Here is a 3035-nt window from a genome sequence, read left to right as displayed (position 1 = left end):
AAATGTTATCGGCTCCGTGACCACTGTTGGTGCGGAGGAAATTTCTTCCGCTCCTGTTGGTGCTGTCTCCAATGCCCTTGCAGGCCGTCTCCCTGGGGGTATTTTCATGCAAAGCAGTGGTGAACCAGGAAAAGATCAAGCGAATATCAGAATTAGAGGGAATGCTACCTTGGGAAACAACTCACCCTTGGTGGTTATCGATGGTATTTTAGGAAGAGACCTTAATTCCCTTCACCCGAATGATATAGAAAGCATTACGGTATTAAAGGATGCATCTGCAGGTATTTACGGTGCAAGAGCTGCCAATGGTGTAATCTTAGTAACCACAAAAAGAGGAAGGAAAGACACCCCTACCCGAATTACTTACGGGTTTTACAAAGGCTGGCTGTCTCCAACAAAGCTCCCGGAGATGGCAGATGCAGCGACTTATGCTACCATGATTCGAGAAAACCAGTCCTATCGTGGAGTAGACGAATCCAATATGCTTTTTTCTGAAGAAGACGTAGAAAAATACAGATCAGGAGACTATCCATGGACCCACCCCAATACAGATTGGAACGAAGTCGCCCTAAGGGACTTCAGCAGTACCAATCACCACAATTTATCTGTAACAGGAGGTGGAGAAAAAGTAAGTTATTTCACTTCCTTTGGAACTCAGGCAGATGATGGGATTTATACCAATTCCAACACCTCCTATAAAAGGTACAATTTAAGAGCAAATGTAGATTTCAAAATCAATGAATATTTGGATTTGGGAGTAGATATCACGGGCATTCAAGAAAACAGAATGTATTGCGGAATGTCAACATCAAGTATGTTCCAGACTATTCGTAGAATGTACCCAACCAATCATGCCGTTTATCCAAACGGATTACCGGGTCCTGACATTGAATTTGGATACCAGCCTATGGTAATGGCTTCAGACCAAACCGGTTTCGATGATGACAAAAGATTTAGGAGCAATAATATCTTTTCAGCAAAACTTAAGATCCCGTGGGTTGAAGGCTTGTCGGCCAGCAGTTATTTTGCCTATGACCTTTATTTCCAAAAAAGAAAATTATTCCAAAAACCTTTCACCTTGTATAGCTTCAATGAGGAAGCCTATTTGGCCGATGGCAATACCGGAATTGAAGATGGTTCAGATTATATTATCGGGAGTCAAAAAGGCCCACCGGAACCTAGGCTAACAGATTATTCAAATTATTCTAACAACAGTACATTCAATTTTAAGATAGATTATACCAAAACATTGAATAAGGTTCATAATCTAGATGCCTTTGTGGCTTATGAGCAAAATGAAGGCTTCCAAGAGAATTTTAATGCCTACCGAAGGTATTTTGTATCTGATCAACTTCCCTATCTCTTTGCAGGGGGTGATGCAGAAAAAGACAATGATGGATCGGTTAGTTTCGGTGCCAGACAAAATTATTTTGGCAGAATTAGTTACAATTTTAAAGAGATTTATTTGTTCCAGTTTAGTTTTAGAAGAGATGGGTCAGTGAATTTCTCCAAAGAAGCAGGACGTTGGGGGAATTTTCCTTCTGTCTTGGCAGGTTGGCGACCTTCAGAATATGATTGGTGGAAAAATAATTTGGGCTTAATCGACCAATTTAAATTGAAAGCCAGCTGGGGTCAAATGGGAAATGATCTCGTTTCTCCTTTCCAGTATTTGGCCAGCTACGGATTTGTTCAAGGACTGGCTTTGGGTGAAGGCAAAACTTACTTGCCCGGCTTAAGACAACAAGGAATACCCAATCCTAATATAACCTGGGAAAAAGCAAGCATTTTCAACCTAGGCTGGGAATCCTTATTATTTGACACCAAACTAGGCTTTGATGCAGACTTTTTCTACGAGAGAAGAAGTGATATTTTAGTACAAAGAGATGTATCTATACCTCGATTTGTAGGTTTCTCTTTACCGGACGAAAACTTTGGAATTGTAGACAATTATGGGGTTGAAGTAGTCATGAGCTACGAGGATCAAAAAGGGGATATTGGTTATGGTGTTCTAGGTAATTTTGCCTTTGCAAGAAACCGAATCATCGAATCTGATGAACCGGAACGTCCGGTTCCATGGCAAGTGAGAACAGGACATCCACAAGGAGCTTTACTACTGTACAAGTCTATCGGCATCTTTAGGGATGAGGAGCAGGTAAATTCTATGCCTCATATTGCAGGAGCAAGGCCTGGGGACATCATTATAGAAGATTACGACAATGATGGTGAAATCACTACCGATGACCGACAGTTATTCCCCTTGACAACAACCCCGGAAATAACTTTCGGCCTGAACCTTAACTTCTCTTATAAGAATTGGGAGTTGTCGGCCCTTGTTCAAGGCCATGGCAATGCCATTAGGGCAATATACGATGACATGCGTTCCGGGACAGCAGGTAATTATTTTCAGTATGATGCGGAAGACAGATGGACCCCGGGAAATATAGACGCCACAAAACCTCGTGCCTACCAATGGTTGGAAGAATATTGGAGGAATGACCACATCACAGATTACAACTATGCCAATGTATCTTATGCCAGGCTAAAGAATCTACAAATTAATTATAACGTACCAAGACCTGTCCTTGACATGGTGGGTATTGAGTCGGCCAAGGTTTATGCCTCAGGCCAAAACCTTTGGTTGATTTATTCGGGGAATGATATCATGGACCCCGAAGTAAGTGGAATGGGAGCCTACCCTATTATGCGAGTAATTTCTGTTGGTGCTCAAATCTCCTTTTAATTGCTAAAAACAAGACGTTATGAAAAGAAATATTAATAAACTGACACTATTAGCAGCATTGTTTTTTGGATGCTTCTCTTGCAACGATGACTTATTGGACAGATCACCATTAGACAGTTATTCTGACCCGGTAGTTTGGTCAGACATCAACCTGGTGAAATACTACTTAAACGATCTATACAACAGCGTGGAATATGGATGGAACCAACGAAGCCATGGTTACCAAACCGGTCTCTTTGTAGGGGAAACCACCATGACAAAAGGAGCACAGCTAACAGATTATGGACGAGGAACC

1 protein-coding gene and 1 pseudogene are annotated in these 3035 nt (G+C 41.6%); both read left to right on the top strand.

Annotation, left to right across the window (positions count from 1 at the left end; all coding sequences use genetic code 11):
- On the top strand, positions 1–2740 hold a 2740-nt coding region (locus AAC037_RS22720), incomplete at its 5' end, for a TonB-dependent receptor (protein WP_339905841.1).
- Positions 2741–2759: 19 nt separating this feature from the next.
- Positions 2760–3035: pseudogene (locus AAC037_RS22715) on the top strand (RagB/SusD family nutrient uptake outer membrane protein); the annotation flags it as partial.

It is taken from the genome of uncultured Cyclobacterium sp., from assembly GCF_963976465.1.
In the GTDB taxonomy this organism is placed as follows: domain Bacteria; phylum Bacteroidota; class Bacteroidia; order Cytophagales; family Cyclobacteriaceae; genus Cyclobacterium.
Note: the sequence above shows the minus strand (reverse complement) of the source record. Positions and strands in the feature narration are given on the sequence as shown.